The organism is Clostridioides sp. ZZV14-6387 (assembly GCF_020657835.1).
Taxonomy (GTDB): Bacteria; Bacillota; Clostridia; order Peptostreptococcales; family Peptostreptococcaceae; genus Clostridioides; species Clostridioides difficile_A.
This window is the reverse complement of the sequence record NZ_JAGWCW010000009.1, coordinates 125,065-151,202: the sequence shown is the minus strand read 5'-3', so window position 1 is coordinate 151,202 and position 26,138 is coordinate 125,065. Positions and strand designations below refer to the sequence as shown.

Sequence of the window (26,138 nt, the reverse complement as noted above, 5' to 3'; positions counted from 1 at the left end):
GGAGAGAAGCCATCAGACAACAAAAAACCAGAGCAGACTCCAGAAGAGGAGAAGCCATCAGACAACAAAAAACCAGAGCAGATTCCAGAAGAGGAGAAACCATCAGACAACAAAAAACCAGAACAGACTCCAGAAGGAGAGAAGCCATCAGATAACAAAAAACCAGAGCAGACTCCAGAAGAGGAAAAGCCACTAGATAATAAAAATATAGATCAGACTCCAAAAGAAGAAAAGCTGCTAGAAGATGAGAATTTGCTGAAAACGTTAGAAGAAGAACTTAATGAAGAGAATGAAGATTATGGATTTATTATAAAAATTAATAATAGTACAATAGAAACTGAATCAATGAAAAAGATATCATTTAATTTAACTTATACTCCAACATCAAAGGGAATACAAGCAGGTGATTCAATAACTTTCAAGGTGCCAGATGTATTTAACAAAGTTAATTTAGATTATACAAGTGAATGTTTCGATAAAACAGAAAGTAATGGAGAATATACACTTACATTTAGAGAACTGCCTAATGGTCAAAGTGTAATGCAAGGAAAAATAGGTCTAGAAGCATACGTTAAAAGGGTTGACGAAGAGACAAATACAAAAATTCATATTGAGACTACTGGAAAAATAGAAAGTGGAAATGGAGATGTGGATGTAGAAATAAAGCCTGGAGATAAGGGCGAGGAAGAAGAGTCTAAAGGAACTCTTAAGAAACTTGTTGAAGGAAAAAAATCAACTACAGTATTTATGCCAGTTAAAAATAAAGATATAAATTATAGCATACTAGTAAATGAGAAACAGGAAGAATTGAAAGATATTACTTTGTATGATGAGCTTCCTGAAGGATTGACATTAGTAAATGATTCTGTAAGTGTAGTAACAAGTGATGGGAAAGAAGTAAGTGATTTTAATATTGAACAAAGTGCAAATTCTATATCAGTTAATTTTGGAAATATAGATAAAGCATATACTGTTAAATACAAAGCTAGAATTAGTGATGAAAATGCAAAACATGATAATAAATATAAAAATGTAGCTAGGATAGAATCTGATGGTAAGAAGGTACAAGAAGATGATGCTACTGTAAGTATCTTTGATAGAGGTAGCGATTATCTTTTGACTAAAGGGCATTCAGGAGTAACAAATATTACTCAAGTTGGCCAAGTAATAAACTATCAGATTTCAGTAAATGATGATAAGTCGCCAATAAGTAATGTTGTTATAACAGATAATATACCAGAGGGTATGAGATTAACTACAGCAGGAGAAGCTGGACATGATTTTAGAGTAGTAGAAATTCCAATGAATGGTAACTGGACTCCTTGGAGTAAAGAAAAAATTGCAAACAATATTTCATATAAAATAGAAGAGAAAAGAAATGAAAGCGGTCAAGTAGATAAAGTTATAACTGGATTTACGATTAATCTTAGTAAAGAAGAAGTAGAATCAAAGTTTTATATAGCTTATACATTAAAGGTTATTAGTATTGAAGATAGTTATACAAATAGAGCTGTTCTTGATGCAAATAACAGTCAAGTTGATAAAAGCGATGAGATAAGTTTTAAGAAAAACTCTGGATTAATAAGCGCAAAAAAAGAAGTTGATAAAAAAGTTTTAAATAACAATGATAGTCAAATTGTTAAATACAAAATAAATATGTCAACTTATGGAGTTTATGATGCAGGGCAAGTAAATCTTTTAGATGAAGTAAACTCAGCTCTAAAAATATCTAATATAAAATATTCTGATAACCTTGAGTTTAAAAAAGAAGCTGGAGATGGAGAAAATACTGTAAGATTAGTAAATAAATATGAATTTAAGCAGATAAAAGAAGGCGAACCTGTACAAAGTTGGGTTACATTCGATGCAGATTTTACAGATGTAAAAGTTGGAGAGACTATACAAAATGTAGCTCAGATTAATGGCTCAAGTCCTCCTGGAGTAGAAACTACTAAGCAAGGTTATGCTTTTGAAGCTAAAAAAGTAGATTCTTTAGATAAAAAGGCACTTTCAGGTGCTAAGTTTAATTTAGAAGATGTATATGGAAATGTAGTAATTAAAGATTTAGTTAGTGATGAAGATGGTATAATTCAGTCTAGTGTAAAAAAACCAGGAACATATTATTTAGTGGAAATAATAGCTCCAAGTGGATATGAAAAACTAAAGGATAAAGTCAAAGTTAATATTGATAAGAAAGATATTGGTAGTATTGTGGATATTGGAAATATAGAAAATATAAAACAAGAAAATCCACCAGTAAATCCACCAATACCACCGAATCCAGATAAACCAGTAGTAAATCCACCAGTACCACCAAACACAGATAAGCCAAGAAAACCATCAAAACCATCTGACACAGATGAAATAGTAGTAAATCCACCAGTACCACCATCAGATGATGTGGTAAATCCTCCGATACCAGAGGTAGTAAATCCACCAATACCACCATCAAATGAGGTAATAGAAAATCCTGTTAAACCAATTGTTCCAATACCAGAAGTAGTAAAACCATCAGTATCAGAAGAAAAGAATAATAAAGTGAAAGATGACGCTGTAGTAAATCCTCCAGTACCACCAAAGACAGGAGATAACACTACAATTACTGGAGAAATACTATTAGGTTTAGGAGCTATTGTGGGGCTTATTATATTAAGAAGAAACAAAAACACAAATTAGACCCTAACATTATTAAAATATAAGTAATATTAAAAAATATCTTCTAAAACAATATTTAAGAGTGAAAATATTGTTAGAAGATATTTTTTTTTGAAAGATTATGTAAAAAAATAATAATGTTTTAGAAAAAAAATCCAAAAAACTATAGACAATTAGAAATATATAAGCTATAATATAAATATAAAATTAAATGAGGCAAAACTAGGGAAACCTAGTCACGCAAAGCTATAGGGGCTAAAGTTTAGTAAACTACGCCAGCCAGCTGCCGAAAAGAGTAAAAATTTCTTTTTGTATATACAAAGATACTCTTGGGTATCTTTTTTATTTTGAAATTTATTACTCCCGGCCTAACTCAAAGGAGGGAATAATATGAAAACAAGTAAAAAGTTATTAATCGCTATAATGTCAATATTCTTAATAAGTTCAGTTCCAGTAAGTGCACATGCAGATAATGTAAATGTACAAAAAAACAAAGAAACACTTAATCAAATAGTGGTTCTTCCAGCTGGAAATTACAATAAAAATGAAGCTAATGCTATGGTAAGTAGATTAGCAAATATAGATGGAAAATATTTAAGTGCTTTAAAACAAGATAATTTAAAAATAAAATTATTAAGTGGAAAGTTAACAGATGAAAAAGAATACGCTTATTTAAAAGGTGTAGTTCCTAAGGGTTGGGAAGGCACTGGAAAAACTTGGGATGATGTTCCTGGTTTAGGTGGAAGTTCAGTAGCTCTTAGAATAGGATTTAGTAACAAAGGTAAAGGTCATGATGCAATAAACTTAGAATTACATGAAACAGCACATGCAGTAGATCATATAGCATTAAATGATATTTCTAAATCAGCACAATTTAAACAAATATTTGCTAAAGAAGGACGTTCTTTAGGTAATGTAAATTACTTAGGCGTATATCCAGAAGAATTCTTCGCAGAAGCATTTGCATATTATTATTTAAATCAAGATACAAATAGTAAATTAAAAGCAGCTTGTCCACAAACTTATAGTTTTTTACAAAACTTAGCTAAATAGAGAATTTAAAAAATTTAAAATAAATATAAATTAAGAGATGCTATTATGATAGCATCTCTTTTATATTTCGTTTAAGACTAATAAATTTGTCTTGTGTATATTATGATAGATTATAAGTTACTACTCCTTATACAAGGCTTCAACGTGCTTATTATGTGCTTGAGTAATTATCGTAGGTATAATAGAAATTATTGAACCAATTACTATCAACAAAATTCCTATAATCATGTTAATGGGGATAATTTCTTTAAGTATTAATAATGCTAGTATTGGAGAGATTACTGGCTTAAAGAAGAATACTAAAGACGTAAGACTAGTAGATGTAGCCTCCATTGCCATAAAGTAAAGTGCATAACCAACACCTGTGACGAATACAAATACATAAATCATAATAGGCATATTGTGTAAAGTATAGCCACTAAAAATAGGGATATTTGCAAATACATGGAGTTTATTTTTATTTAAAATATCTGCTATAAAATTAATTTTAGTAAGCAAAACTAATATTAACATTTCTAAACTTCCAAATATAAAACTAAAGCAAGTTACAACTATCCCACCAAATTTTAACGTTTTCTTTTTACCAAATACAGTATACATTGAAAAAATGATAGCAGAAGATAATGTCAGGAATATTCCACTAAGAGTTAATTTTGTATGCAATGGATTTATGATAACTATAATTCCAAGCACTTCTAATATAAGTGAAATTACATTGTGCCTATATATTTTTTCCTTTAAAATTAAGTAAGCTAAAAGCATTACAAATACTGGATTACAACTAAACAAAACAGCAACTACAGATGCTTTTGTGTTTAGAACAGCCAGCTGGTACAATGACATACTCACAACTACACACATAAAACCTAGAAATGCAAAGTATTTTAGGTCTGATTTTGTAATAGAAAGATTAAGAGATTTTAATCTTTTTATGGCAAAAGGTAGTAAGACTAAACCACCAACAAAAAATCTTGATAAAGTTATTTGTAAGGGATTAAAGTCATTAGTAACAGTTTTTAGACTAATTTCCATTGAACTAAAAAATAGGGTAGTCAGTATGATATAAACATAACCTTTTTTCAAGTCAAACACCTCCTTGTAATTTATATTAGTACTATAGATTACAATATTCAAGTATATTGGTATAATATGGTATATAAAATATAGTACATAAAATTATAAACTACCTTAGTATAGAATACTTAGATTCTAAACTAAGGTAGTTAATTATTTGAATTACCTTATTTAATTATTTTAAATTATAAAGTTTAGCTAATTTTTCAAATGCTGGCAAAGAGCTTTTAACTTTGTCATAAGACACACAATATGATACTCTAAAGTGGCCTGGACAACCAAAAGAAGAACCTGGTACTAATAATAAATTAAACTGTTTTGCATCATTGCAGAATTTTTTATCATCTTCAATTGGAGCTTTTGGGAATAAATAGAATGTACCACTAGGTTTAACACAAGAAAATCCCATATCTATTAAGCTATTATATAAAAGGTCAAAATTCTTTTTATAAATATTTACATCAACTTCAGCATCTAAACTTCTTGCAATAACTCTTTGGAAAAGAGAAGGAGCATTTACAAATCCAAGTATTCTATTTGCAACATTTAATGAAGACATAACATCATCAAAATCATCCATTTGTCCATTAGCAACAATATATCCAATACGTTCACCAGGTAGAGATAATGATTTACTATAAGAGTATCCTATAAATGAATTTCTATAGTATTTTAGTACACAAGGTACTTTAGCACCATCATAAATTATTTCTCTATATGGTTCATCAGAGATTAGATATATGTTTGTATTTAATTCTTTTTGCTTTGAGTCTAATAGTTCTCCAAGGTCTTTTAATAATTCTTCAGAATAGATAACACCAGTAGGATTATTTGGAGTGTTTATTATTAAAGCTCTTGTTTTTGAAGTAATGGCATTTTTCAACGCATCTAAATCTGGTTCAAAAGTTTCTATATTTGTAGGTACTTCTATTAATTTTCCATCATAGTTCTCTGTATAGTTTTTATACTCACCAAAATATGGAGCAAAAGCAATAACTTCATCATCAGGATTCAAAAGAGTTTTTAAAATAATATTTAGACCACCAGCAGCACCACAAGTCATAATTAAATTTTCTCTTGTAAGGTTTAACCCGTCTTTTTTATTTATATGTTCAGCAATAGCATCTCTTACATCTTCATATCCTGAATTATTCATGTATCCATGAACTAGATTTGGAGATTCTTCATTTAAAATATCATTTATAACTGCTTTAATAGTCTCTGGAGGTTCAACACTTGGATTTCCTATACTAAAATCAAAAACATTTTCTTCTCCATAAATATCAGAAAGTTTTTTTCCTTCTTCAAACATAGCTCTTATAACAGAGCTATTTGCAACTAAAGTTTGCATTTTATTAGATATCATATGTAACACTCCTTTTTATAGATTTATATTGCCTATGTATATAGTACCATATTTTTACAGAATTTAGACAATTTTCGAAAAATTATTTGTTTGAAAATATAAACTTTTATATAAAATATATTTATGTATGCTAAGTATTAAAAATTCCAGTTTCAACTTAATCATAATTATTTAGCAAAAGAGTTTTATAAAAAATTAATAAAAGTTATCTTAATAAAGTAAAATATTCTTGACTAGATTAATTGTTTAATATAATATAGTTGATATAGTCAAATATATTGAAATTATAGAGGGGAAATTTAAGATGGATTTTAGAAATTTACAGTATGAAAGTTTATCGTATGTTATATGTAATTTACAAAAAAACTTTAAACTTTATTGTGAGAAATGTTTAAAGCCATACAAACTTACGAATGGTTTGTATTTCTATTTAATTTATATCAATAAGAATAGAAACTGCTCTTTAAATGATATTTCAACAGAATTTGAAGTTGACAAAGCGCATACAACAAGAACTATATCTAGATTAGAGCAAGATGGATACATAGAAAAAATCCAAAATCCCAATGACAGCAGAGCTTTTCAGCTGAGAGTAACAGATAAGGGTGAGGAAGTCTTAGGAGATATAAAAAATATATTTTCAAAATGGGATAATAATATAAAAAAAGAATTTTCAGATGAAGAGTATAGAGAATTAGTTAAGAAATTACATATAGTAAAGGATATAAAGACAACAGTGGAGGAAGAATAGGATGTATTGCAATCTTTTAAAGCCAATTAAAATTGGAAATTTGGAATTAAAAAATAGAGTATCATTTGCACCTACAAGTATGAGTCTTAAATTTGAAGAAAAAATTAAAAAACTTTGTGATATTGCCAAATCAGGTGTAGCTCTGATTACTTTGGGAGATGTATCTGTTAGACCTAGCTTTCATAAGATGGCTTTGAGTTTATCAGATGAAGAAGGAGTAATGAAGTATAAGAAAATTGTGGATGAAATACACAATTCTGGTGCAAAGGTATCTGCACAGTTGTTTTGTTCAGATTATGATATTAATTTAATTAAAGATACTATGAAGACAGGAATTACTTCACATGATGATATTAAAAGAATAATGAGTGATGGAGTAAAAGATTACATAACAAATATGTCAAAAGAAGAAATTAAGAATATTATAGATTTGTTTAAAGTAGCAGCATTGAATGCAAAAAAAGCTGGTTTTGATATGATTCAGATTCATGGAGATAGATTGATAGGAAGTTTTTCTTCAAGTATATTTAATAATAGAAACGATGAATATGGTGGGACATGTGATAATAGAAGTAGACTTGCAAGTGAGATAATCAGGAGTATACGAAATGAGATTAAGGATATTCCAATAGACTACAAACTTGCAATAAGACAAGAAAGCCCTCATTATGGTAATGCAGGAGTGCTACTTTCAGAGGTTGAGTATTTTGTGAAGAAATTTGAATCATCAGGCGTAAATAGTTTTCATGTAACACTTGCAAATCATTCAAAATTAGAAGATACTATACCAACTAAGAATCATCCTTATTTTAAAGATGAAGGATGTTTTTTATATTTGGCTGATGAAGTAAAAAAACATACAAATCTTCCAGTGTGTGGAGTTGGAAAATTATCTAGTCCAGATTTTATAGAAAATATTATCTCAAATGATAGGGTAGATATGGTTTCTATGTCAAGACAATTATTGGCAGATAGTAAGTGGTTACAAAAAGTAAAAGATGGAAGAGTAGAGGATATTAAAAAATGCTGTTATTGTAATAAAAAATGTGCAGATGCATTACAAACACGTTCCCAGTTTGGATGTATATTAGATTAGACTATGTTTATAGAAATTAAAAAACATATTCATAATTAATATGTTTTCGCTAAGATGAGATAAGTGTATAGATAAAGAGGAGGATATATCATGAAAAGTTTAATTTTATATTCAAGTTTAACTGGAAATACTAAAAAAATTGCTTATTCTATATATGATGCAATACAAGGAGAAAAAGACATTAAAAACATAAGTGAATTAGTTGATGAGAGTATTAACTATGAAAATTATGATATAGTATTCCTAGGGTATTGGGTGGATAAAGGAATTTGTGATAAAAATTCAAAGCAGGTACTTGAAAATATTCATAACAAAAAGATAGCTCTATTTGGAACAATGGGAGCTAGTACAAAGGGAAGTTATGGTGCTAGTATTATAGAAAAGGTTGAATCAATCGTTTCAAAAGATAATGAAAACTTAGGTTCATTTATATGCCAAGGGAAGATAGCAAAAGAGTTAAAAGTAAAATATGAAGAGCTGTTAAAGCTTCATCCTGAGAATGAGCATATTCGTGAACAGTTAAATAATCATGAAGAGTCTCAAAGTCATCCAGATGAGCAAGAGATAAGTGAAGCTATCATATTTGCAAAAGATGTGATGAGTAAGGTTAATACTATTATGTAATAGTTACACTCTAAGTTTATAGAATCTATAGTCTAATAAAAAAGCATGGCAAATGATTTGTTATGCTTTTTTTTATGAAATCAAAAAAATAATAAAAATACTTGACTGTAAACCTTGTTTATAGAGTACTTTATAGAAAATAATATAGTTTTAAATATAGAAAAATAGAGTATTGTATGAAAATTTATAGTAGATAAGGAACTTGCTTTTAAGATATCATAAATACTTCTACATAAAAAATGAATGGATATAAAACTAGAGCATAGTTATAGTTTAGCAGAATGGGAAGGAGATATTTAAAAATGACAATTAAAGAAGTTGAAGAAAAAACAGGATTGGCTCGTTCTAATATTCGTTTTTATGAGAAAGAGTTTTTAATTAAACCAATTCGTAATGAAAATAATGGATATAGGGAATATTCAGAGGAAAATGTGGAGGACATCAAAAAAATTGCATATTTACGTACATTGGGAATTTCTATTGAGGATATCCGTAATATTATATTACAGAAAGTCTCTTTATATGAAGTTCTTGAAAAACAAGAGCAAGTTCTTAAAACTCAAATATCCGATTTAGAAAATGCTAAAAGTATGTGTAAGAAAATGTTAAAGTCTGAGGAATTAACTTATTTAAATTTAAAAGTAGAAGAATACATAAATAAGTTGCCAGAATACTGGAATAAAAACAGACCTATTTTCAAACTAGATTCTGTAAGCTTCTTATATATGTGGGGAGGAAAATTTACATGGGGAGTTATTACTCTTGCATGTTTGCTGATTGCAATAATAGTATTTCCAAAGTTGCCATCCCAGATTCCTGTGCAATGGAATAATGGAGTGGCTAATTATGTAGATAAAAAATTTATTTATGCATATCCTGTTGTTTGTGTTGTGTTTAGATTTCTTTTACGTCCATTTATATGGAGATGGTTACAAATACATACTTTTCATATTGATATTATTGCAGATTATTTAACGAATTTTGTGTGTTTTGTAGCTTTGTCTGTAGAAGTATTCTCTATACTTTTTATATATAATATTGTCGAACATGTTACAGTAATTCTCTTTATAGATGCACTTGTATTTATTGTTCTACTGATAATAGGATGGTATAAACTGTTTAAAAAAAATAATTAAATTTAAAAAATTAGTAACAAGTAATGATATAAAAAATAGCCACTACAAATTATAGTTTGTAGTGGCTATTTTTTATTAACTAAATTAAATATCTACATATTATTTAAAAAAGACAAGAAGTCAATTTTATATATTTTTTTTGGTCTTCCTCTTTGGTTATCAAGTTTTGTATTTACAATAGTAGCAATTCCAGCTTTATATAAGATACTTAATATTCTATTTGCACTTCTAAGAGTTATATTCATATAGTCTGATAGTATTTCTGCTGAGACATTATTTGAATTTCTATCATTAATCATGCATATAATTTTAGATACATTAGTATTAGATAGAGGTATAAAAGAAGCAACCTTATTAGCTAATGAGCTTTCTTCAATATCAGGATAATTCTTATTTGAATATAAAGGTCCTATTGTATTATTAGTATCATTTACTATAAAAGTACAGTTTCCACCTAAAGAAGAAGATTTACCATTAGCTTGACGAGCATTCTGTTCTGCATGAATATTTGTATTTCCAATACCCCAACCAATATTTAAGCTATACTTAATTTCTTTTAAATCTTCTGAAATAAAAAAGTCTGTATAATTATTGGTCATATTATTTAACATTTCTTTAGTGGTATGTATCTCTATTTTCATATCATTTTTTTTGACTTGAACACCATAAAAACCATTTCTTGATAGCGAATCTAAGATAGTGTTATATATTTGGTTTTGTATCTCATCATTTTTAAATATCAAATCTTCATTTATATACTCTGAACTGTTTACTGTAACTATGCAAGTTGCAGATTTATTTTTGTCTAAGTTCTGTAATGTTATTTCGTTTACTAAAGATTTAAATGTATTTAAGATTGATTCTGTGGATGGAACCATATAAATACAATCGTGTCCAAGTTTATTAAGTTCACAACTAATGATGTAATTTCTAGTAAAAGAAAGGTTAATCTTATTATTTTTCAATAAATCCAAGTGTATCTCCAGTAACTTATCATTTAATTTCTTAAAGTCATACACAGGTTGAGGGATGTTAAAATCTTTAATTGTATATGGACATTTATTAGAATCTATTAATGAATAGATATCATAATAATTATTGTCTTCTCTTAAAAAATCCATGAATGATTTTGTAAAATCAATATCTTTATGGCTATTTAATAGCTTAAATAAGTATTTATAAAAATCTCTTTCATCAAGTTTTAAAAAGTTCAATGGTACTTTTATGTCCTTTATGTTTATTACAAGTTCACTATATGGAACTATACCACTACATACAAATCCATCGAAATTGTCTACTTGCTTATTGTATATATTAGGTAAATTACTAAAAGGATTTTCTCCTTTGAGTTCAATAAATGTAATTTCACAAATATTTTTTAGTTCTTTAAGAGCTTGTTTGTACTTGTCTGACATAAAATAAGATGTTGTTAAAAATCCAATTTTATATTTCATAAAACCTCCTTTAAGATTTCGAGAGTATTATAATCAATCAATTTATATCCTCATTTTATAATAGTAGATAAAACGCGTCAATTTATTTTACAAAACGAAAATTGAAAGAAAAATCAGAAAATATAAAAAATACAGAAAAAAATGTTGACTGATAAAAATAATTGTGATATTTTGTATTTAAGGACTAGTCTTTTAAAATTTCCTAAAATAAGCTTAGTTTTAGGAAATAAGTATATTTTATTAAAGAATGAAGGAGATTATTATGAATACATATTTAAATGAGATTTCTGAGTTTGTTGATGAGAATAAAGAAGAAATAGTTTCAATATGGAAAGAGATTGTCAATATGGAAAGCTATACACATTGCAAAGAAAGCGTAAATAAGTTGGCTGATAGATTAAAGCTTGAGTTTGAAAAGGAAGGTTTAGATTGTGAGCTAGTGGATGTTGGAGATAATGGTAGCACACTTATAGGAACACTTGGTTCTAATATAGATAAAAAGCCAATAATTTTTTCAGGACATATGGACACTGTGTTTGAAACAGGTACATTTGGTAAAAATCCATTTAAAATAATAGAGGGAAAAGCATATGGACCAGGTGTCTTAGATATGAAAGGTGGAATAATAATTGCTTTATATGTTATCAAAGCTTTAAATAAAATAGGGTATAAAGAAAGACCAATAAAAATAGTATTTTCTGGGGATGAAGAGATAGGACATAAGGATTCAACTGGTGGGGAAGTTATATTAAAAGAAGCAAAAGGTGGTCTTTGTGCTTTTAATATGGAAACTGGATTAGTAGACAATAGCTTGTGTGTAGGTAGAAAAGGAAGAATAGGATGTAATATACATGTAAAAGGTGTAGAGACACATGCAGGTAATGACTTTGAAGGTGGAAGAAATGCCATAGAAGAAATGGCAAATAAGATATTATGCATACAGAAATTGACCAATCTTGAGGTTGGAACTACAGCAAGTGTAAGTGTAATTAAAGGAGGAAGAGTATCAAACTCTATTCCAGAAGATTGTAATATAGAAGTAGACCTTAGATTTGAAAAAGTGGAAGAAATGGAGAATGTTAAAGAAAGAATTAGAGAAATATGCAAAGAAACTTATATAGATGGAACTTCTACAGAAGTTGACTTTATAAGCGAAATGATGGCATTTGAGACTACAGAAGATGTTATGAGATTTCATAAATTTGTAAATACAGTATCTAAAGAAAATGGGTTTGGAGAATTAAATGCTAAGAGACTTGGAGGTAGTTCAGATGCTAGTTATTTGACAATTGCAAACGTTCCCACAATCTGCTCTTTTGGTGTAAGAGGAGAATGGAATCATACATCAAGAGAATACGCATTAGTAAATTCGATGTTTGAGAGGGTGAAATTAATTTCTACAATTATTTTAAATTTAGATAAATTTGAGGTATAAAGGGGGATTTTATATGGATAAAACAACTGGAGATAATAAGGTAACATGGAAAGGGTATCTGTCTTTATTTATATTGATAGTATTATTTTCAGGAATATTTAAGGATAGTCAAGGATTTCTTAAAGCACTAGATTTTGCAAATCTCACAGGTTCATTTGGTACTATCTCAGATGGTGTAGATTTTATGGGGAAAGGAGGAACTGGAGCAAAAGATGGATTCTTATTTGCACTGACTTTAATACCAACTGTCTGTTTTGCTGTAGGTCTTATAGATGTAGTTGAGTCTATGGGAGGAATGAAAGCAGCATCAAAAATATTCAATCCATTGCTTAGACCTATACTTGGTATACCTGGTATAGCAGGTATAGCATTTGTATCTTCATTTACTAGTTCAGATGTTGCTTCAATAATGACAAAAGAATTGTATGAAAGTGGAGAAATAACTGATGATGAAAGAACTATATTTGTAGCATATCAATATGCTGGTTCAGCTGTTATATTAAACACAATAAATACTCAAGCTCCACTTTTACCAATAGCATTATTGGCATTAGGCCCAATAATCCTTATAGAGATATTCTGTAAGATACTTGGTGCCAATCTAGTTAGATTAATTATAAGTATAAAAAATAAAAAGACTAAGGAGGCTGTGTAGTATGAGTCAACAAACTAATGGAAATGCAATTGTAAATAGTAAACCTAAGAAAACTGCTGTTGAAACATTTATGGGGGGAGCAAAAAAAGGTTTCTACATAGGTGTTGAACAAATATTACCAGCTATGATAATGGGTTATGTAATAGTACAGTTTTTACAATTAACTGGACTAGTTGATATTTTAGGAAGTGTTTTTGGACCAGTAATGGGTATTTTTGGACTACCTGGAGAATCAGTTGTAGTTTTGATAGCAGCGTTCTTTGCTAAGGCAGCAGGAGCAGCTACAGCAGCAAACTTATTTGCACAAGGTCTAATTACTGCACCACAAGCAACTATATTAATTATGCCATGTATGTTAATGGGTACTCTAGTTGGTCATTATGCAAGAATAGTACTTGTAGCAAATGCTAGTACTAAGTATAGAGTGTTATTGCTGGCAGTTCCAATATTTGATGCAGTAGTGGGAATGTTGATAGTAAGAGTTTTACTTACTGTTATGGGATTAATGTAGATAAAATAAAATTATAACCTAATTATAAAGTATGTATGAGAATCTATATATGCAGAAATTGACAAATATAATAATTATATACTAATTAAAAAAGAAGAGGTTATCTCAAAATAGAGATAAACCTCTTCTTCATTGTTGAAATGATGAAAACATATTTTCTTTTTACATTTTTAATGACGATATTATAATAAATACATTTTGAAATTAATATAAATATGTTTTTAAAGTAGAATTTGTTGTGAATTTCCACGTATATCCACTTTGATAACTTTTTCTATTGTATCTCCTCTAAAACCTAACAAATTACTTGTCAAGTTTGCAGTAGAACAAGAATGATTAGGTATGATTCTTATTCTATCACCAATTTTTATATTAGTTTCACCATTTACTTTAATTTTTCCAACTTCTTCTGAAAGTGAATCAATAGTAAGTTCTGGATGTCCACAAACTCTGCCATAGCCAACAATACTACTATTTCCATGTGCACCTTTATCAAGTCCAAGACACTTGCTTCCACAATCTACTAAATAATATCCACTGCTATTTTTTGAGATTACAGTGCACATAACAGTAAGAGCACACATATCTTCAGTAGCACAACCTAGACCTATTTGTATAGCATCGTAGTATACATAGTTTCCAGGTCTTACAGCAGTTATAGTTTTAGAAGCAGCTTCAGCTTCAACTGTTGGAGTACTACCAGAAGCTACAATTTCTACATTGAATCCATTATCAGTTAAAGCCTTGCATGCTTTCTCTAAAGAAGAATCTTCTTGAATACACACATCTGGAACTCCTTCTGGGGAACTACAACCATAGACTTGTCCTGGATGTGAGCTTATACCAACGATTTTTATGTTTTCTAGTTTTGAAATTGCAGTAGCAAGTTCAACTACTTTTTCTGGCTCAATTCCAAAACGATGTAAGCCACAATCTACAATGATAAGTAATTTACATTCAACTTTAGCCTTAGAAAAAGCTTCACTGTAAGCTTTAGCACACTCTAGATTATCTGTAGCACATATTAAATTTATTTTTGATGCCATAGATAAGATTCTATTTATATTTGCATCTCCCATGTAAGGGTAAGCCAACATAATATCTTCAAAGCCAGATTTCATTAAACATTCAGCCTCATCAAGTGTTCCAACTAGAAATCCAGTGGCTCCTGCATCTTTTTGAAGTTTTGCAATATAGGTACTTTTATGCGTCTTAAGCATAGGCCAAAGTTGCTTATTATTCTTTGAACAAATTTGTTGAACTGTATCAATATTCTTTTCTAACTGGTCTAAATCTAGTAAAAAACTTGGAGTAGCAATTTCTGAAATTTTCATGTCATTTACCACCTTTCAACAAAAGTAAAATTAACTATAAGTATTAAAGTCATTATGTTAAAATAATAGCTTTACAATATTAATAGCTTATAATTATATTATAGAACCAGTATTAAGTGAGAGCAATGTTTATTTAGACTAATTGGAATTTTCAATAAATTATTGTATTTTTAAATTATTTATATAATAATTTTTAAAATTAATGCCAACTTTATTTAAATTTGTTTTAGGAAATATTAATAGGGTATCATTGAATGAGTAAAAAAGTGATATTTACATAGAATAATCACACTATAAATATTGGAGGTATTAAATATGAGAAAAGTAGTACTTTACATTGCAATGAGTTTAGATGGATATATAGCTGAGGAAAATGGTAGTGTAGGTTTTTTAGATGAGATATATCCAGATTTTCAACAGGAGGAAGATTATAATACTTTCTACAATACAATTGATACTATTATTATGGGAAATTCAACATATACACAGATTGTAAATGAACTTAGTCCTGCTCAGTGGTATTATAAAGGTAAAGAATGTTATGTATACTCAAATACAGTTAATGGAACAACTGAAAATGTAAAGTATACAAATTTAGAACCCCAAAAACTAATTGAGCAACTTGGGAAAGAGAATAATAAAAAAGATATTTGGATAGTTGGAGGAAGTGACATAGTAAAATTATTTATGAAAGATAATCTAATTGATGATTATTATATCTATATAATGCCAATAATATTGGGTAAAGGGATTCCATTGTTTAAATCTGGTATAAACAAGACGAATTTAAACTTTAAGAGACTTAGTAATATTGGAGAACTTGTAAAATTAGAGTACAGTAAAAAATAAGAATAAAGTGCATGCCAATTTGTTATAACGTTATGAAATAAAGCATTTAAAAGACTTTTGGCTATATGAATTGACATTACTTGCCAAATGTGTTAACATATAAGCGACTTGTCGGAGGGTGTATTAAAAAGAATATGCTGGAGAAGAGAGTGCGTTAACTCTTTTCTCCTTTTTTTATAAAATTAAGTATTTATAAATTTGGTATTATTATGTAATTACACTACCTCAAAAACTAAGAAAGGAGAAACATATGAAATTAATTTTAAGTTATTTAAAGAATTATAAGTTGTTAATAGTATTAAATATACTGGCTATATTTAGTTTTGCATTAGTTGAATTGGGTATTCCAACAATAATAGCTAAAATAATTGATAATGGTATAGCAAATCAAAATATAGCTTACATAAAACAAATGGGAATAGTGATTGTTATTATTTCTGTTATAGGAGTTGTGGGTAGTATATTGTTGGGTTATTGTTCTGCAAAGGTGTCAACAAGTGTAACTAGAGATATAAGAAATGACATATTTAAAAAATCACAAGAATTTTCACATACTGAATATAATAAGTTTGGAGTTTCTTCAATGATTACAAGAACGACAAACGATGCATTTCAAATTCAGCAATTTGTGAATATACTACTAAGAACCGCTTTATTAACACCAGTCATGTTTATTATAAGTATAATAATGACTATTAGAACAAGTGTAGAACTTTCAATGGTATTAGCTATATCAGTACCTTTTATAATTATTGGGGTAGCAATAATAGCAAAGGTATCTCAAGCTATATCTTTAAAACAACAAAAAGGATTGGATAAATTAAACCTTATATCAAGGGAAAATTTAACAGGAATAAGAGTAATTAGAGCTTTTGGAAATGATGATTATGAAACAGAAAGGTTTGAAAAAACAAATACATATTATGCTAATGTTTCTAAAAAATTATTCAAGCTTATGTCAATTACTCAACCAGCATTCTTTTTACTATTAAATATAGCCGTTTTGGTTGTATTTTGGATTTCAAGTGAGAAGATAAATATTGGAGAACTTCAAGTTGGACAATTGGTTGCATTTTTGGAATATCTTTTTCATGCTATGTTTTCAATTATGCTTTTCTCGATGGTATTTATTATGTATCCAAGAGCAGAAGTGTCTGCAAATAGAATAAAGGAACTTTTAAATGAGGAACCACTTATAAAAAATCCTGAAAATGGAATCAAAGATACTGAAAATAAAGGCATTATAGAATTTGATGATGTAACTTTTACTTATCCAGATGGAGAGGCTTCAGTACTTAAGGATATTTCATTTACTGCAAAAACAGGTGAAACAGTTGCTTTTATAGGAAGTACTGGTAGTGGAAAAAGTACTCTTATTAACTTGATACCTAGATTTTATGATGTAACAGAAGGTAGTATTAGGATAAATGGAGTAGATATAAGAGAATATGATTTGAAGGCTTTAAGAAAGAAGATAGGATTTATACCTCAAAAATCATTACTATTTACTGGTAGTATAGCAAACAATATTAGATTTGGTAAACATAAGGCAGGAGAATCAGAACTAGAATATTCAGCAAAAGTTGCGCAAGCATATGAATTTATATCAAAAAAACCTAGAAAATTCGATGAATTAATTAGTGAAGGTGGAGCAAATGTATCAGGAGGTCAAAAACAGAGACTTTCTATTGCAAGAGCTATTATAAGAAGACCTGAAATATATATTTTTGATGATAGTTTTTCTGCACTTGATTTTAAAACTGATGCAATACTTCGTTCTAAGTTAAAGAAAGAAACAAAAGAGGCAATTGTATTGATTGTTGCACAGAGAATTAGTTCTATTATTGATGCTGATAAGATTATAGTACTCAATGAGGGGCAAGTTGTCGGAATGGGAACTCATAAGGAACTATTAAAGAATTGTGAAATATACTATGAAATTGCAACATCTCAGTTGAAAAAGGAGGAATTGGAATAATGAAAAAGTCTAAAGGTTTTAAAAAAACAATTGGTAGACTTCTTCCATTTGTAAAACGATATAAATTTTCCTTTATTATAGCTATTATATGTATAATTTCAGCAGCCACTATGAATGCAATTGCTCCTAAAACAGAGGGATTAATAATAACACAATTAACTAAAGACGTAATTCGTATAGCGAAAGGAATACCTGGAGCATCTGTAAATTTTAATTATGTAATAAAAATATTGGTGCTTTTAGCATGTATATATGTTGCCAATGCAATTTTCACTTATGTTTCAAGTTTTTTACTTACAAATGCTATCCAAAATACGATGAGAGATTTAAGAAATGAAGTAGAAAATAAGATAAGAAGATTGCCAATTAGTTACTTTGATAGTAATAGCTTTGGAGATGTGTTAAGCCGTATATCAAACGACGTAGATACAATATCAAATGCCCTACAACAGAGCTTCATGCAAATTGTAAATTCAATCTTAGTAATAATCTTAGCACTTTCAATGATGTTTACAATTAACACATATATGGCAATTATAGCCCTTTTTATAATTCCAATTAGTTATTTTGTATCCAAGTTTATAGTAAAAAAATCACAAAATAGATTTTCATTACAGCAAAATGCTCTTGGAAAACTAAATGGAAAAGTACAAGAAATGTATACTGGGTTTAATGAGATAAAATTATATGGAAAAGAAGAAGACTCTATAAAAGAATTTAAAAAAGTAAATCAAGAACTTTGTGAAAATGGATTTAAGGCGCAATTTATATCAAGTATGATGAATCCAATGGTTTCATTAGTAACTTATTTTGGAATTGCAGCAGTAGCAGTTGTTGGTTCTATATATGCAGTAAGTGGAGGAATAACAGTCGGAAATTTACAGGCATTTGTACGTTATATATGGCAGATAAATCAGCCTCTTTCACAAATGACACAATTGTCAACTGTAATACAATCTTCTTTTGCAGCAATAGAGCGTGTGTTTGAAATCTTGGATGAAGAAGAGGAAATACCTGATGCTGAAAATTCAATTAAGATAGAAGATGTAAAAGGTAATGTTACATTTGAGCATGTCAATTTTGGTTATGGAGAAGATGCAACCTTAATAGAAGATTTAAATGCAGAAATAAAAAGTGGTCAGATGGTAGCTATTGTTGGACCTACTGGAGCAGGTAAAACAACATTAATAAACTTATTGATGAGGTTTTATGATGTTAAGAAGGGGGCTATTAAAATTGATGGGGTAGACATAAGGGATATGAAACGTAAAGATTTACGTTCGATGTTTGGTATGGTACTTCAAGATACATGGCTATTTAATGGAACCATTTTTGAAAATATAGAATATGGTAGATTTGGAGCTACTAAAGAAGAAATTATACAGGCAGCAAAAGTAGCAAATGTGCATCATTTTATAACTACTCTTCCAGATGGATATAATATGTTCTTAAATGAAGAAGCATCTAATATATCTTTGGGAGAAAAACAACTTTTAACCATAGCTAGAGCTTTTATATCAGACCCTTCAATATTGATACTTGATGAAGCTACTAGTTCTGTTGATACTAGATTAGAACTTATGCTTCAAAAAGCAATGAGAAATCTTATGAATGGTAGAACTAGTTTTGTTATAGCACATAGACTTTCTACGATTCGTAATGCTGACTTGATTTTAGTTATGAATAATGGAAGTATTATAGAGCAGGGGAATCATGAAGAACTTATGGAAAAAGGTGGATTTTATGAGAAGCTTTATAATAGTCAATTTGCAGATACAGAATCTGAATAGATAGCATAAAAATTTTTATAGAATTTTGTAATAAATTTAAATATTAATAATATAATTAAAAAGAGTATCAGTAAGTTATTTTGTAAATTTACTGATACTCTTTGGTTTTAAGACTAAAGGTACTTATAATTCACAACTAGTCTTGTTACATCTGATAACCAGAATTACAGTACTTTTCTTTTTTACCTTTTTGTTCTCTGACATATAATAATTCGCTTAACTTATCAATGTAATAACAATCATCACTTATGCGAATTAAACTAGTCAGATAATAACCATCTTTACTTCTAGGAATCTTTTTATTTATTGCTAAATCAATAGCTGTCTTTGCTGCTTCAAAATGCTTTAAATGTGTGTGACCTTCTTCAAAACTCTTTCTAGTATTATAAACTACATAACCTTTTTTAACTTGAAAAACTATAAATTCTTTCTTTTCATATATTTTATTAAACATTCAATCAGCCCTTCTCAAGATAGTTTTATAGCATAACATTAGAAGCTCCTAAAAAATTTTACAAAGAACATAAATATTTTATAAATTATAAAACTAAAACTATAATTTATAAAGATAATTTTCTTATTACCTATATGATAATACATATAGATTAAAATTAAATTATCTTTAAGTTAAACCAAAGTAAAATAAAAGACTAGTTATAATATTTATATGAAAAAGTACAAAATATAGTATAAGAATATAGAAAATTTAATTTATTTATTTACAATTTTTATTTCCATATGTGTACTTACCTTCAGATACCTTGTCATCATGGAAATATATTCTTTCACAGCTTTTATCTCCCCATAGAATGTTTTTTGTTATTTTGTGGGATGTATCTCCTGTAAATACTTCGGCGACAGTAGTATCTGTAACATCACAATAAAGAGATGCAAATTTTTTAAACCAAGGATTTTCCTCAAATCTTGAAAGCCAGGAAGCACCATAAGGGCAATGCAACTCTTCAAATTCAGGAACCCAGCCTAAGAATGGAACATCAGTTGTGCTAATAATATTGTCTGCAATTAATTCCTCTCCATTTTCATGAGCTCTTTCTCTCATAGCAATAGCTCTTTCTTCAGACCTTTCAAACAAAACTTTCTTTAATATTTCGCTAGTTTTATCTTCTCCAAGCTCTTCAAATAACACTTTGGAAAAATAAAAATATAAGTCACCAAAATGCTTACATGCCATACGAACTTCTTCAATGGCATAATCTTTGTCGATTGTTTCATTAGTTACAACATCTTCGTTCAAAAAAATCACTCCTTAAAATAATATTAGTTACACTATAATTATAGATTATTTTTTATAACTAGGAAATTAATTTAATATAAATATAATTTTACCAAAGATGATATTAAAATATTTTATTGTTGCAGAAATCTTCTAAATTAATGTATTTAGGAGTTTCCATATGAACGAGTGTCGTTCTGTAAACATCTTCAATACATCCATTCGCTATATTATTAAAAATATCTGTATGCTCTTTTAATGTTGTTTCAAGTCTTCCCTCATGTGACAATGAGTCAAGAGCTAGTTTTTTTATTCTGTACATATAACTGTTAAACATCTTATCAAATTCAGTATTTTGAGCATATGAGACTATTGTTGTGTGAAATAATGTATCGTATTCAGCAAATGAATTTAAGTTTTTATCACCTAATAAAATATCTTTTTGTTTATCTAAAAGAGATTTTAATTTACTTATAGTTTCAATTGCTCTAGGTTCTTTGTATTGACTTGTAATTAAAAAAGTACAAAATCCTTCTATCGCAGAGCGTATTTGGAATATCTCTACAATTTCATTTGCTGTAATTTGATGAATTCTAAAACCTTTACTTGGAATTATATCTATAAATCCATCTTGGCTAAGCCTTTGAAGAGCATCTCTTATTGGCGTTCTGGAGATACCTATTTCACTAGCAAGCTTTGTCTCGGAATATATTTCATTTTCTACTATTTCTCCAGACAGTATCAATTCTTTTAAGTAGTCATATGCTTGTTCTTGTAATCTTTTAAATGTAGCCATATATAATACCCCCTAAACAATATAAAAATACAAAAACTTATATAATTTTAAGCATACAACATAGTAAAAATAAGGTCAATCTTTTGAAATCTAAATTATATATAAGATGACAAAATATGAAAAATTGTTGGATAGTGATATATGATTTATATTAGAACTAGATTAATTTAAATATATAAATTATATGAGAAGTAGAGTGTAGTATTTTAAATTAATAGTATGTATTAAATATCATATAGAATAACTAAATACAATATAAATGTATAAAAAATACAATTTATTGTTAAAATAAATACTTTTAGAATTTATATTGACCGGTATACTGGTGTGTAGTATACTCTAAATCATAAAAAACCGTTTTCAAAAATGTGAAGATATGGAGGAAGATAAAATGAAGTTAGGATTTATTGGATTAGGAATAATGGGAAAACCAATGGCAAAAAATTTATTGAAAGATGGATGTAATCTTTTTGTGTATGATATTAATAAATCTGCTGTGGATGAACTTATATCATGTGGAGCAAAATATTCAAGTGTTTTAGAAATGGGTAAAGAGTGTGAGCTAGTATTTACAATTCTTCCAAATGGAGCTATTGTACAGGATGTATTATTTGGAGTAGATGGTTTGACAAAGACTCTAAAAGAAGGAAGTATAATAGTGGATATGAGTTCAGTTACTCCTACAGAATCTGTTTTGTGTGCAAATAAGTTAAAAGAAATGAACTTCGAATTTATAGATTCTCCAGTAAGTGGAGGAGAGCCAAAAGCAATTGATGGTACACTTGCTTTTATGGCTGGTGGCAAGGAAGAAATCTATAAAAAAGTAGAGCCATTTTTTAATATAATGGGGAGTTCATCTATTTTAATTGGAGATAATGGAAGTGGAAGTGTTACAAAACTTACAAATCAAGTAATAGTTAATTTGACAATAGCAGCAGTATCTGAGGCATTTGTACTTGCAGCAAAAGCAGGAGCAGACCCAGAAAAAGTCTATAAGGCAATAAGAGGAGGTCTAGCTGGCAGTACAATATTGGATGCAAAGATACCAATGATTATGAATCGTGACTTTAAACCAGGTGGTAAAATATCTATTAATCTAAAAGATATTAAGAATGTAATGCAGACAGCACACAATTTAGATGTGCCACTACCTATGACAAGTCAACTATTAGAAATCATGCAGACACTAAAAGTACATGGGCATTTAGAAGATGACCATGGTGCAATAGCACAGTATTTTGAAAAATTAGCAGATGTTGAAATAAAGAAACATAATGATTAATTTTAAATACATTGATGTAGTAGTAAATACATATTATTAAGATTAGATTATATAAATACAGCAAAGTTAAGTTATCATAGTAAAGAAAAAATAAGATTGATAAAATAATAAAGTAGAATGATAGAGGGGTAAAAATTATGATTACAGGATATGGACTTTTGATAGCATTTGTTATATCTATAGGAATTTTACTTGTATCGATTATTAAGTTTAAAGTAAATCCATTTTTAGCATTACTTATAACATCGATAATTACAGGTTTTATGGTTAGAATGCCTATAAATGAAATTTCAACTACAATATCGACTGGGTTTGGAAATACATTAGGAAGTATAGGTATTGTAATTGGACTTGGAATAATATTTGGAAATATTCTTTCAGAGTCAAGAGCTACAGAATCTATCGCAAAAGGTTTGTTAGCTAAAACAGGAGAAAAAAATAGTGCATTAGCTGTAACTACAGCAGGATTTTTAATCTCAATTCCAGTCTTTATGGATGCAGCTTTCGTTATAATGATGCCTATAATTAAGTATGTTTCAAGGGTAACTAAGAAATCTCTAATGGTCTTTGTATGTGCATTAGGGGTTGGGACTATAGTAGGACATGCACTTGTAATACCTACACCAGGACCTTTGGCAGTTGCAGCAAATGTAAATGCGAATGTGGGTAGTTTTATACTTTATTCTATAATTGTTGCTTTTCCAGCTGCTCTTGTAGGTGGATGGCTTTATGGAAAACGTTTTGAGAAATATCCGTCTTATGCAATTGATGAGAATGATAGAGAAAAAAATTTAGAACAGGGAGAAGATAGCATTAAGCTTGAAAATGATAACTCTTCTGAAGTACCAGGTTTTGGAATTTCTATGTTCTCTTTATTATTTCCAATACTTCTTATACTTGTATCAAATGTATTTAGTATGTTTGTGGAAAAAGGTTCTAAAATTAGTGGAATACTTGCATTTATAGGAGATAAAAACATAGCAATACTTCTTGGGATATTAGTAGCAATAGTATTTTTAAAGAAATACATAAGTAAACCTATGGGAGACGTTGTTATCGAAGCTGCCGATTCAGCTGGTTTAATACTATTAATAACAGGCTCAGGGGGAGCATTTGGTAGTGTTATAAATGCAAGTGGTATAGGTAATTTCTTAGTTGATACTATGTCTGGTCTTAGTATATCAGTTATAGTACTTGGGTTCTTGTTAAGTGCACTACTTAGGATTTCTCAAGGTTCTGCTACTGTAGCCCTAGTAACGACATCGTCAATTTTAGGGCCTACGATTTTGGCAACTGGTATGTCACCAGTTTTAGTAGGGCTTGCTATATGTGCTGGAGGAGTTGGTTTTTCTCTTCCAAATGATTCTGGGTTCTGGGTACTCTCAAGATTTAGTGGGTTATCAGTTAAAGATACTTTAAATTCTTGGACAATTGGAGGAACTATTGCTGGTGTTGTAGCATTTATAATGGTTCTATTACTTAGTGTTATAAATGGAATTATACCACTTCCAGGATTATAAATAATAAACTATTGAGTTATATTATATAGGTTATATTCAGATTACATAAATTACATAAAGGGGCGTTTTAAATGAGAGAAGTAAAACCAATTAGCATAGATATACTTAATACTTTTAAAGAAGTAGATGAGGATAAATTAAATGAACTTCTTGTAACTGAACTTAAAAATTTAGATAGAAAGATAATCGTATTAGATGATGACCCAACAGGCGTGCAGACTGTTCATGATATTTCTGTTTATACTGATTGGGACAAAGATAGTATAGAACAAGGTTTTAATGAAGAAAATAGTATGTTTTTTATACTTACTAATTCAAGAGGATTTACTGTTAATCAAACAACAGAAGCACATAGAGAAATATCAAAAAATATTGTGGATGTATCTAAAAAAACTAATAAGGATTTTATAATTATAAGTCGTAGTGATTCTACAATGAGAGGACACTATCCTCTTGAAACCGATTTGTTAAAAAGTGAAGTAGAGAAATTATCAGGAAAGACATATGATGGTGAAATAATAATGCCATTTTTTAAAGAAGGTGGCAGATTCACTATAGATAATATACATTATGTTAAAGAAGAAGAAATGCTTATACCAGCAGGGATGACTGAATTTGCAAAAGACAAGTCTTTTGGTTATAAAGCTTCTGATATAGGTGAGTGGTGTGAAGAAAAGACAAATGGAAAGTACAAGTCTAATGATATGATATACATTTCTTCTGAAGAGCTTAGAGGACTAAAGATTAAAGCTATAACAGAAAAACTTAAAATGGTTAAAGATTTCAATAAAGTCATTGTAAATGCAACTGACTATGTAGACGTAAAGGTATTTGCAATTGCATTTATACGTGCAGTAAATAGTGGAAAAGAGTTTATGTTTAGAAGTGCTGCTGCTATAACAAAGGTTCTTGGAGGAGTGAGTGATAAGGCATTACTTACTAAAGATGAGTTAGTTTCAAAAGATAATACTAATGGAGGGATTATACTTGTTGGTTCACATGTAAATAAGACCACTCAGCAATTAGAAGAACTTAAAAATTGTAAATATCCGATAGAATTTATAGAGTTTAATCAACATTTAGTTCTACAGGAAAATGGTCTAAAAAATGAAGTAAAAAGAGTTATACAAGTAGTAGAAGAAAAAATAAGTAGTGGAAAAACGGTTGCTGTTTATACTAGGCGAGAGCGTTTTGATTTAGATACAAACGATAAAGATAAACAACTTATGATTTCTGTAGAGATATCAGATGCTGTTACTAGTATAATTGGTATGCTTAATGTAAGGCCTAACTTCATTATAGCTAAAGGTGGGATTACATCTAGTGATGTTGGTACTAAAGCACTTAAAGTAAAAAAAGCTACAGTAATGGGGCAAATAAAACCTGGTATACCAGTATGGATGACAGGTAAAGAAAGTAAATTTCCTAATATGCCATATATAATTTTCCCTGGTAATGTTGGAGAAGTCAGTACACTTAAAGAATCTGTTGAGATACTGATGGATTAGAATATCAATGGATTAGAGTATTTTATAAAAAATACTC

At 28.9% G+C, this 26,138-nt stretch carries 22 protein-coding genes and 1 riboswitch; of the genes, 15 read left to right on the top strand and 7 right to left on the bottom strand.

The annotated features are described in order from the left end of the window. A partial coding sequence (locus tag KGF38_RS08050; protein WP_227832295.1) for an SrtB-anchored collagen-binding adhesin occupies positions 1-2,676 on the top strand: 2,676 nt, incomplete at its 5' end. 184 nt (positions 2,677-2,860) lie between these two features. Continuing rightward, positions 2,861-2,946: riboswitch (cyclic di-GMP riboswitch) on the top strand. Positions 2,947-3,045: 99 nt separating this feature from the next. Further along, positions 3,046-3,708, top strand: a complete 663-nt coding sequence (locus tag KGF38_RS08045; RefSeq protein WP_054271401.1) for an anthrax toxin lethal factor-related metalloendopeptidase — start codon at positions 3,046-3,048, stop codon at positions 3,706-3,708. A gap of 120 nt (positions 3,709-3,828) precedes the next feature. On the opposite strand, the gene KGF38_RS08040 is transcribed toward KGF38_RS08045, so the two are convergent. Continuing rightward, positions 3,829-4,791, bottom strand: coding sequence for a DMT family transporter (locus tag KGF38_RS08040; RefSeq protein ID WP_074180142.1), 963 nt, complete (start codon positions 4,789-4,791; stop codon positions 3,829-3,831). A gap of 166 nt (positions 4,792-4,957) precedes the next feature. Then, positions 4,958-6,148, bottom strand: a complete 1,191-nt coding sequence (locus tag KGF38_RS08035) for a pyridoxal phosphate-dependent aminotransferase (RefSeq protein ID WP_167639998.1) — start codon at positions 6,146-6,148, stop codon at positions 4,958-4,960. 304 nt (positions 6,149-6,452) lie between these two features. Between KGF38_RS08035 and bilQ the strand changes: the two genes are divergently transcribed. From bilQ to KGF38_RS08015, 4 genes are all read left to right on the top strand, one after another. Beyond that, the gene (bilQ, locus tag KGF38_RS08030; RefSeq protein WP_054271398.1) at positions 6,453-6,899 is read left to right on the top strand and encodes a bilirubin utilization transcriptional regulator BilQ; all 447 of its coding nucleotides are present in this window, start codon (positions 6,453-6,455) and stop codon (positions 6,897-6,899) included. Between the two features lies 1 nt (position 6,900). Beyond that, positions 6,901-7,995: a bilirubin reductase gene (gene bilR / locus KGF38_RS08025; RefSeq protein ID WP_074180144.1), complete on the top strand. Its 1,095-nt coding sequence runs from the start codon at positions 6,901-6,903 to the stop codon at positions 7,993-7,995. A gap of 90 nt (positions 7,996-8,085) precedes the next feature. Next, positions 8,086-8,619, top strand: coding sequence for a flavodoxin family protein BilS (bilS, locus tag KGF38_RS08020; RefSeq protein ID WP_074180145.1), 534 nt, complete (start codon positions 8,086-8,088; stop codon positions 8,617-8,619). A 302-nt stretch (positions 8,620-8,921) separates the two neighbouring features. Next, positions 8,922-9,755, top strand: a complete 834-nt coding sequence (locus tag KGF38_RS08015) for a MerR family transcriptional regulator (protein WP_074180146.1) — start codon at positions 8,922-8,924, stop codon at positions 9,753-9,755. A 92-nt stretch (positions 9,756-9,847) separates the two neighbouring features. Here the strand turns inward: KGF38_RS08015 and KGF38_RS08010 are convergent, their stop codons facing one another. Then, positions 9,848-11,209 (bottom strand): hypothetical protein, encoded by a 1,362-nt coding sequence (locus tag KGF38_RS08010; protein ID WP_074180147.1) that lies wholly within the window; start codon positions 11,207-11,209, stop codon positions 9,848-9,850. A 262-nt stretch (positions 11,210-11,471) separates the two neighbouring features. Between KGF38_RS08010 and KGF38_RS08005 the strand changes: the two genes are divergently transcribed. Genes KGF38_RS08005 through KGF38_RS07995 form a run of 3 tightly spaced genes read left to right on the top strand, consistent with a single transcriptional unit; the run spans position 11,472 to position 13,810 of the window. Then, on the top strand, positions 11,472-12,644 hold the full coding sequence (locus KGF38_RS08005; RefSeq protein ID WP_074180148.1) for a M20 family metallopeptidase: 1,173 nt from the start codon (positions 11,472-11,474) through the stop codon (positions 12,642-12,644). A gap of 13 nt (positions 12,645-12,657) precedes the next feature. Further along, positions 12,658-13,299, top strand: a complete 642-nt coding sequence (locus KGF38_RS08000; protein WP_074180149.1) for a nucleoside recognition domain-containing protein — start codon at positions 12,658-12,660, stop codon at positions 13,297-13,299. A gap of 1 nt (position 13,300) precedes the next feature. Further along, positions 13,301-13,810 carry a nucleoside recognition domain-containing protein gene (locus KGF38_RS07995; RefSeq protein WP_054271392.1) on the top strand — a complete coding sequence of 170 codons (510 nt, stop codon included), beginning with the start codon at positions 13,301-13,303 and terminating at the stop codon, positions 13,808-13,810. Between the two features lie 221 nt (positions 13,811-14,031). On the opposite strand, the gene KGF38_RS07990 is transcribed toward KGF38_RS07995, so the two are convergent. Continuing rightward, a complete protein-coding gene (locus KGF38_RS07990) occupies positions 14,032-15,144 on the bottom strand; it encodes an alanine racemase (protein ID WP_054271391.1) in 1,113 nt (370 codons plus the stop codon). Positions 15,145-15,459: 315 nt separating this feature from the next. Here KGF38_RS07990 and KGF38_RS07985 point away from each other — a divergent pair, with 315 nt between their 5' ends. The 3 genes from KGF38_RS07985 to KGF38_RS07975 all read left to right on the top strand — a co-directional run bounded on the left by KGF38_RS07985 (position 15,460) and on the right by KGF38_RS07975 (position 19,761). Next, complete coding sequence (locus KGF38_RS07985; protein ID WP_054271390.1) at positions 15,460-15,993, top strand: dihydrofolate reductase family protein; 534 nt, start codon at positions 15,460-15,462, stop codon at positions 15,991-15,993. Between the two features lie 250 nt (positions 15,994-16,243). Then, positions 16,244-17,971: an ABC transporter ATP-binding protein gene (locus tag KGF38_RS07980; protein WP_054271389.1), complete on the top strand. Its 1,728-nt coding sequence runs from the start codon at positions 16,244-16,246 to the stop codon at positions 17,969-17,971. Next, positions 17,971-19,761, top strand: coding sequence for an ABC transporter ATP-binding protein (locus tag KGF38_RS07975; protein WP_054277394.1), 1,791 nt, complete (start codon positions 17,971-17,973; stop codon positions 19,759-19,761). The genes KGF38_RS07980 and KGF38_RS07975 overlap by 1 nt, the downstream gene beginning before the upstream one ends. Before the next feature lie 145 nt (positions 19,762-19,906). Here the strand turns inward: KGF38_RS07975 and KGF38_RS07970 are convergent, their stop codons facing one another. From KGF38_RS07970 to KGF38_RS07960, 3 genes are all read right to left on the bottom strand, one after another. After that, positions 19,907-20,215: a hypothetical protein gene (locus tag KGF38_RS07970; protein ID WP_021385744.1), complete on the bottom strand. Its 309-nt coding sequence runs from the start codon at positions 20,213-20,215 to the stop codon at positions 19,907-19,909. A gap of 261 nt (positions 20,216-20,476) precedes the next feature. Then, the gene (locus KGF38_RS07965) at positions 20,477-21,025 is read right to left on the bottom strand and encodes a hypothetical protein (RefSeq protein ID WP_176702559.1); all 549 of its coding nucleotides are present in this window, start codon (positions 21,023-21,025) and stop codon (positions 20,477-20,479) included. Positions 21,026-21,119: 94 nt separating this feature from the next. Next, positions 21,120-21,791, bottom strand: coding sequence for a GntR family transcriptional regulator (locus KGF38_RS07960; RefSeq protein ID WP_074180153.1), 672 nt, complete (start codon positions 21,789-21,791; stop codon positions 21,120-21,122). A gap of 391 nt (positions 21,792-22,182) precedes the next feature. Between KGF38_RS07960 and garR the strand changes: the two genes are divergently transcribed. The 3 genes from garR to KGF38_RS07945 all read left to right on the top strand — a co-directional run bounded on the left by garR (position 22,183) and on the right by KGF38_RS07945 (position 26,101). Further along, positions 22,183-23,073, top strand: coding sequence for a 2-hydroxy-3-oxopropionate reductase (gene garR / locus KGF38_RS07955; RefSeq protein WP_074180154.1), 891 nt, complete (start codon positions 22,183-22,185; stop codon positions 23,071-23,073). A 137-nt stretch (positions 23,074-23,210) separates the two neighbouring features. Continuing rightward, entirely contained in the window at positions 23,211-24,593 is a 1,383-nt protein-coding gene (locus tag KGF38_RS07950; RefSeq protein ID WP_054277391.1) for a GntP family permease, read from the top strand. 71 nt (positions 24,594-24,664) lie between these two features. After that, positions 24,665-26,101 (top strand): four-carbon acid sugar kinase family protein, encoded by a 1,437-nt coding sequence (locus KGF38_RS07945; RefSeq protein WP_074180155.1) that lies wholly within the window; start codon positions 24,665-24,667, stop codon positions 26,099-26,101. Positions 26,102-26,138 lie beyond the last annotated feature (37 nt).